Raw genomic sequence first — 6,090 nt, 5'->3', positions numbered from 1 at the left:
GACGATGCCGAAGCCCTGGCCCGCCAAGCCGCCGACCACGGCAACACCGACGCCCTGGTCCACCTGGCCCAGATGCGGGAGAAGGCCGGGGACCGGAACGATGCCGAAGCCCTGGCCCGCGAAGCCGCCGACCACGGCAACACCGACGCCCTGGTCCACCTGGCCCAGATGCGGGAGAAGGCCGGGGACCGGGACGATGCCGAGAGTCTTTACCGCCAGGCCGCCGACCACGGCAACACCCTCGCCCTGGTCCACCTGGCCCAGATGCGGGAGAAGGCCAGGGACCGGGACAATGCTGAAACCCTGGCCCGCCAGGCCGCCGACCACGGCAACGTCCCCCACAGCATGGCCAGGATGCGGGAGGTCTACAACAGGCTGTGGCCGTACGGCCTGGACCCGGACGGCACACCAACATCTCCATGGCAACCGGCCCTGTCCGCTCCCATCAACCCCCACATGCCGCCGAGCACGTCGTAGGGATGTCACTCGTTTGTGGCTAGTGACAGCGTTCTTACCGGAACCCAGGTCTTGAGGGCTCTGCGTCCCGGCTCGGGGGACCACGGGGCGCAGAGCCATCGTCATTCTTCCGCGCAGCGTGCACCAAGGGTGGCGTTACGCGCTGCGGCGCGGTTTCCGGCCGGACGTCTTCGCTGCTGTCTTCTTCCGGGCGGCCGGCTGCTGCTTCGCGGCCGTCTTCTTGGCGGTCTTCTTCGCGGCAGTCTTCTTCTTGGTCGTCGGCAGGTCGTGGACGTCTGCGTCCTCGCCACGGGCGGTCTTGGCTTTCTGCACGGACTCCTGCAGCGCTGCCATCAGGTCCACGACCCGGCCGGTCGGCTCGGCCGGCTCCGGCGCAGCGGGCAGGTCGCGGTGCTCCCGCTTCGCCTCGAGGACTTCCTGGAGGGCTTCGGTATAGGTGTCGCGGAACTCCTCTCCCTCGAGGTCCTCGCGGGTCATCGTGTCCATCAGAGCCAGCGCGCTGTCGATCTCGTCCTCGCTCAGCTCCACCGGTGGCGGCAGCAGTTCGGCGGGGTCGCGGATCTCGTCGGGCCAGCGCATCGCGTGCAGGACAATCACGTCGTCGCGGACCCGGAGCAGGCCAAGGCGTTCCCGGCCGCTCCAGGCGTACTTGGCGACGGCGACCTTCGCCGACCGGGCCAGCGCCTGCCGCAACAGCTTGTACGGTTTCGCCGCGACCTGGCCGGAGGGCTGGAGGTAGTAGCCCTCCCCGATCCGGATCGGGTCCACCGACTGCAGGGGGACGAACGCCTCGATCTCGATCGCCTTCGCGGTCGGCAGCGGCAGGTTGCTCAGCTCGTCATCGCTGATCGGGATGACCTGTTCCTTGGTGAGCTGGTAGCCCTTGCCGATCTCGTCGCCCGAGACCTCACGGTCCTCCGCCTCGCAGAACTTGCGCACCCGCACCCGGCCCATGTCCTCAAGGTGGTACTGGTGGAACCGCACACTGTGGTCCTCCGTCGCGCTGACCACGTTGACCGGCACCGTGACCAGGCCGAACGAAATCGCGCCGGACCAGATCGTTCGGGGCATCGCACACCTCCGCAGTCACCCCGAGCACCACCAGCCTACGAGCACCACACAGCCGGCGCGGCTCCAGGACGGCTCTGTGTTGCCTCGCTCTTTCTGACCGGCACAGCGGTCAGCCGGGGGTGTCAGTGTCCGGATGACTGCCTGCACCAAGTACGCGGCGGGCGGCATCAAGTCGGGCCGTGCGGGGTCCGAGGACTCCCCTGGCGCGCAGTTCAGCCAGGTCGGGCAGGAGGACACCGGGGAGGTTCTCCAGCAGGTCGGCCTGGGCGGCGCCGATGGGTGTGGAGTTCTCCGGGCCGGTGCCGAGAGTGCGGCGGGCGGTCACGTGATCAGCGTACGGGCAGGAGTCCTGTTCCGCAGCGCCCGGCTCGCTGAGCCTGGCTGGGGAGCCAGTTCAGCGCCTCGTCTTCTCACGGAAGCCTGCGATCGCGTCCCGTGCCTCGTCTGCCTGGTTCCATTCCTCGCGGTGGTCGCCGCGGGGCCGGCGCCAGGAGCGCACCATCGGGTCCGTGACCGCAGCGACTGCCTCCGGTGACGCGAAGACGCGGTGCAGCGCGGCGATAGGTCCGGTCAGGACGACGTCGTGCGGAGCGAGGGCGAACAGGCTGTAGGCCCATCCGGTCTCCTCGGCCCAGTCGAGCTGGAGGCCGCCGAGACCGCCGGTGCGGCTGGCATCCCACCGGAACATCATGTACATCGACGCGCTGGAGCCCGGTCCAGTGCAGCTGACCCTCACCACTCCCGCGGGGATACCGCTGGCAGTGAGGGCGTCGTCGACCGCCTGGGCGTAGGGCCAGTGCGGAAGCAGACGGGGCGGGATCCATCCCGGCGGCTGAAGCAACACGGGCGCGCTCCTTCCTGACGGCTGGGATGAACAGGATCAGGAGGCGCGGCGGCTCGCGGCCGGACCGATCACACCGGGTCCGAACTTGTCGCGGATGCGGTCCATGGCCGCTTCGGCAACGAGGCGGGCCTCGCGGGCGGTGTCCAGGCTGATCTGCTGCGCGACCCGGTCGGCGCCGATGAGGTCCTCACCCTTGAGGGCGAGGCCGGTGAGGCGGCCGCGCTGGAGGCCGGCGGCGTCCATCAGCTGGTAGGCGAGCGTACGCAGGTCGTCGTCGTGCGCGGACGGCTCGGTCAGGCGGCGGGTCTTCTCCCAGCCGGCGCCACCGGCGAAGCGCAGCGTGAGGGTCAGCGCCCGGGCAGCCTGCCCCCGGCAGCGCAGCAGCCGCCCCAGCCGCACGACCAGGTCGAGCAGGGTGGCGCGGACGGTGGCGCCGTCCAGGACGTGGCCATCGAAGGTGTGGCGGACGGTCGCCGAGGAGGGCAGGTCTCGGGGGACGACGGGGCGAGGGTCGATGCCGCGGGCCCGGTCCGACGCCGTACGGCCAGCCCTGCCGCCCAGCAGGCGCTGAATGGTGGTGGGTGGGACGGCGGCGAGCAGGCCGACGGTGTGGATGCCGTACTCGTGCAGAGCTTCGGCCTGGCGCGGGCCGATGCCGTGCAGAGCCTCCACCGACAACGGGGCAAGCCACTCGGCTGCGCGCCCCGGCGGGACGGCGAGGACACCGCCCGGCTCGGGGACCTGGGTGGAGGCCGTGGCCGCGACGGTGATGGAGTGGCCGATGCCGATTCGGACGTCGACACCGAGGCGGGAGATCGTACGGACCCGCAGCATCTCCCCCAGCCGCCGTGTGTCCGTGCCGTGGTAACGCAGGGCACCCTTCAGCTCCACCAGAGCAGCCGACGGCGGCAGCGCCTGCACCACCGGTGACAGCCCGGCGAGCTCCTCCAAGACCTGCCGGTAGGTCCCCTCGGGAAGGCGGTCCGGGCAGCGCACATGCATCACCGTCGGCACCACACCAGCTGATGCAGCCTCTGCAGTCATCACGGCCACCTCCCACCCCCCACGCTATCGAACAGAAAATCGAACACGCGAGTGCGCGAACGGTGAATCATGAGCATAGAATCAAAAGTATGTTCGATGACCTGCCGCCCGACCTGGACCGCCTGCACACCCTGCGGGTCTGGCACACCATGTGGCTGCAGCGCATCGACGCCAAGATCGCCGCCCTCACCCGACGGCAGCCAGAAGAGGAACGCGGGCGCCGCAGTCGGCCGGCGCCGCCGGAGTGGATCGTGGAGCTCGGCATCGGCGACCGGCGACCGCCCCTGCAAATCCACGCGGGCGACTGCTACCTGGCTGGCAAGCGCCGCCGCCCCGTCGACCGGGACGAAGCCCGCCGCCTCCTCGCCGCAGGACTCAAAGCATGCGGGCACTGCCGGCCCGACGGCCTACTCGGCATCACCGAGTTAGCCCACCGCGCAGCCACCTCCGCCGCCGCGGCGCACTGATCGAACACCCATACCGTCGGGTCGATATCCTGCATTCGCGGCGATTCACACCTATCGCCCAAGAACGGGACCCTGCCATGGCCACCCCTCCCCCACCAGTCACCGAGCCCGACCCCTCCGCCCTGACCTGCCCCGGCGACAAGGTCGGCCCCTGCGCCGGCTGCCAGCGCAAAACCCACCGCTACGGCCTCGGCGGCAACCCTCTCTGCGGATGGTGCATGACTGCGGTGCGCGACAAGTGGGGCCCCGGCGTGCACTACAACAGCGTCCGCGCCTGACCTCAGCCTGTCTGACGTCCTCCGCTTCCGGTAGTCCACGGAGGGCATCGAGCTGGGCAGGAGGATCAGCAGCGGCACCCTGTTCTCGTAGAGCTCCTTGGCATCGTCGTGCCGACGGTCGGCGGTCGACCGCAGAACCTCTCAGGTCGCCCCCAGGCCAAAGCCAGCGGCCCGCCACGCCGTGAACAGCTCATCGCGCGCGGCGCGGAAGGCGTCGCCCCGCTCGCCCTCGAGAAGCAGTGTGGTGACCACCGTGCGGACCGCTGGGATGTCGAGGGACAGGACGGCCAGGATGCGTTCCATGCCGGTCACCACGTCGTCGATGCCGCGTGGTTGGAGGATGCACCCCGCGGTGTAGAGGCGTACGAAGTTCAGGACCTCAGCGGCGTCTTCGTCTGCGTCCCGTGCGCGCCGCAGGACTCCCAGGACCTCCCACAGGGCGTCCAGTTGGAAGGCCGGCAGGGTCGTCAGGAAAACGCCGTCGTGGCGAGCGGGCGGCATATCGAACAGGATCCGGCCGATGGCGTCTGCCGCGACCCGGAACGGAAGGTGCGGCAGAACGTACTTCTCAGGCTCGCCGTAGTCGTGGGCGACCGCCGCCACCCCGGCAAGACCGGAGACGATGTCCTGCACGTAACGGGCATCCTCGATCCAGGCCGGGTCTCCCGGCAGTACACAGGGGTAATCCGCTCGCGGCTTCGTCACGCCCACACTCTGCCCGCGAGCAACGCGGACAGAACGCACGGAACTGTGTTCGACCCCGTTCAGCGGGCTGGCGCGTCCAGCCTCTCCGGAAGCCAGGCTCCACGTTGGTGTGCCCCAGCCTGCGGATGCCAGGAACCCGCAGTGCAGGCGATCGATGGGCGAGTCAGCCGAGATGGCCAGGAAGTGAGGCTCTACTGGCCAGTGGCAGCATCGGGCCGGAAATCCTTAGCGACCCGAGAGGGCACTTGGCAGACTTCGGCGTGTGGCAACCGCACAGCAGACATCACGGCAGCACCTCATCTCCCAGGTGCTGCTTAGGCAGTTCACGGTGCCGGGCCCGAAGAGCAGCGGTTGGCAGCTGCTCCCTTTCGACCTGTGCAGCCCCGGACGCCTGCACAAGCTGAAGAGCACTCGTGCGTGCGGCTGGGCCGAGAACTTCGTTGCATTCGACTCCGCATCCGCTGAAGAACTGTGGTGCAGCGTGGAGAGACGCGCTCCTGCCGCGCTGGCCGCCGTGCATGCCGGCAATCCGTTCGCCGACCCGGGTCACGTGGCAGCGCTGCGAGACCTGGTCGTGCTCCACTACGTCCGGTCCCATCACTACCGCGACGTACACACCGGTGCCTTCGAGCGGAGCCGCGCAGGCCTGGTCGGCAAACTGATCAGCAAGTTCCCGGAGCAGCTACGTCGCGAGGCACTGCGTGAGACGGGACTGCACCTGTCCGGACCGGCTTCCCTGGGTGTTTTTGCCGAGCGTCTGATCGAACGCTCATCGGTGGTCCGCGATCACCAGAGTGGCAAGCTCTTTCGCACCAGCATCGAAGACACCTTCTACAAGGTGCGGGCTATGGCGTCGACGTGGGGGGTCGAAGTGCTCATGCCCGAAACGGGGCAGTTCCTGATCGGCGACAACCCGGCAGTGACCATGCGCATGGAAGAGGGCACCACCACGTACGGGATGGCTTTCGGGGACGCTCACACCCTCGTCCTGCCCATCGGCCCCAAGTACCTGCTGGCTCTCGGCCGGGAGAACCTTACGGGCACCCTCCCACGAGCCGTCGTCGACCGCCTCAACACCGTGCAGATCCACGCGGCCGAGCGCTACGTATACATGCACCCCAAGAGCGGCCTACAGGAGTTCGCAGGGCTCGCCGCACGGCAGCGAGCTGATTAGGGCCTGTCTGAAGTCGTAATCAAGGGGTGA

Annotated in this window: 9 protein-coding genes; 4 read left to right on the top strand and 5 right to left on the bottom strand. The window is 68.9% G+C overall.

All coding sequences use genetic code 11. The annotated features are described in order from the left end of the window. A partial coding sequence (locus tag ACZ470_RS35890) for a tetratricopeptide repeat protein (RefSeq protein WP_468434139.1) occupies positions 1 to 477 on the top strand: 477 nt, incomplete at its 5' end. A 135-nt stretch (positions 478 to 612) separates the two neighbouring features. Here the strand turns inward: ACZ470_RS35890 and ku are convergent. The 4 genes from ku to ACZ470_RS35870 all read right to left on the bottom strand — a co-directional run bounded on the left by ku (position 613) and on the right by ACZ470_RS35870 (position 3,436). Further along, positions 613 to 1,548 (bottom strand): non-homologous end joining protein Ku, encoded by a 936-nt coding sequence (gene ku, locus ACZ470_RS35885; RefSeq protein WP_468434138.1) that lies wholly within the window; start codon positions 1,546 to 1,548, stop codon positions 613 to 615. Between the two features lie 109 nt (positions 1,549 to 1,657). Next, a complete protein-coding gene (locus ACZ470_RS35880) occupies positions 1,658 to 1,873 on the bottom strand; it encodes a hypothetical protein (protein WP_468434137.1) in 216 nt (71 codons plus the stop codon). A gap of 69 nt (positions 1,874 to 1,942) precedes the next feature. Beyond that, positions 1,943 to 2,392, bottom strand: coding sequence for a DUF6292 family protein (locus ACZ470_RS35875; protein WP_468434136.1), 450 nt, complete (start codon positions 2,390 to 2,392; stop codon positions 1,943 to 1,945). Positions 2,393 to 2,428: 36 nt separating this feature from the next. Then, positions 2,429 to 3,436: a DNA polymerase Y family protein gene (locus ACZ470_RS35870; RefSeq protein ID WP_468434135.1), complete on the bottom strand. Its 1,008-nt coding sequence runs from the start codon at positions 3,434 to 3,436 to the stop codon at positions 2,429 to 2,431. A gap of 89 nt (positions 3,437 to 3,525) precedes the next feature. On the opposite strand from ACZ470_RS35870, the gene ACZ470_RS35865 reads away from it, so the two are divergent. Together ACZ470_RS35865 and ACZ470_RS35860 are read left to right on the top strand one after the other, a co-directional pair. Next, positions 3,526 to 3,903, top strand: coding sequence for a DUF6233 domain-containing protein (locus tag ACZ470_RS35865; RefSeq protein WP_468434134.1), 378 nt, complete (start codon positions 3,526 to 3,528; stop codon positions 3,901 to 3,903). 77 nt (positions 3,904 to 3,980) lie between these two features. Next, entirely contained in the window at positions 3,981 to 4,181 is a 201-nt protein-coding gene (locus ACZ470_RS35860) for a hypothetical protein (protein WP_468434133.1), read from the top strand. Positions 4,182 to 4,322: 141 nt separating this feature from the next. Here ACZ470_RS35860 and ACZ470_RS35855 read toward each other — a convergent pair whose 3' ends face one another. After that, positions 4,323 to 4,886, bottom strand: a complete 564-nt coding sequence (locus tag ACZ470_RS35855) for a hypothetical protein (protein ID WP_468434132.1) — start codon at positions 4,884 to 4,886, stop codon at positions 4,323 to 4,325. Between the two features lie 262 nt (positions 4,887 to 5,148). Here ACZ470_RS35855 and ACZ470_RS35850 point away from each other — a divergent pair, with 262 nt between their 5' ends. Then, positions 5,149 to 6,060, top strand: coding sequence for a DUF4238 domain-containing protein (locus ACZ470_RS35850; RefSeq protein ID WP_468434131.1), 912 nt, complete (start codon positions 5,149 to 5,151; stop codon positions 6,058 to 6,060). Positions 6,061 to 6,090 lie beyond the last annotated feature (30 nt).

This window comes from Streptomyces sp. NPDC031111, from assembly GCF_055570675.1.
This window is presented reverse-complemented; position numbering and strand designations above follow the sequence as displayed.

Excerpts from the sequence above, each read along its gene's own strand:
- ku (WP_468434138.1), bottom strand. The coding sequence starts at position 1,548 with ATGCCCCGAACGATCTGGTCCGGCGCGATTTCGTTCGGCCTGGTCACG.
- ACZ470_RS35870 (WP_468434135.1), bottom strand. The coding sequence starts at position 3,436 with ATGACTGCAGAGGCTGCATCAGCTGGTGTGGTGCCGACGGTGATGCAT.
- ACZ470_RS35865 (WP_468434134.1), top strand. The coding sequence starts at position 3,526 with ATGTTCGATGACCTGCCGCCCGACCTGGACCGCCTGCACACCCTGCGG.
- ACZ470_RS35860 (WP_468434133.1), top strand. The coding sequence starts at position 3,981 with ATGGCCACCCCTCCCCCACCAGTCACCGAGCCCGACCCCTCCGCCCTG.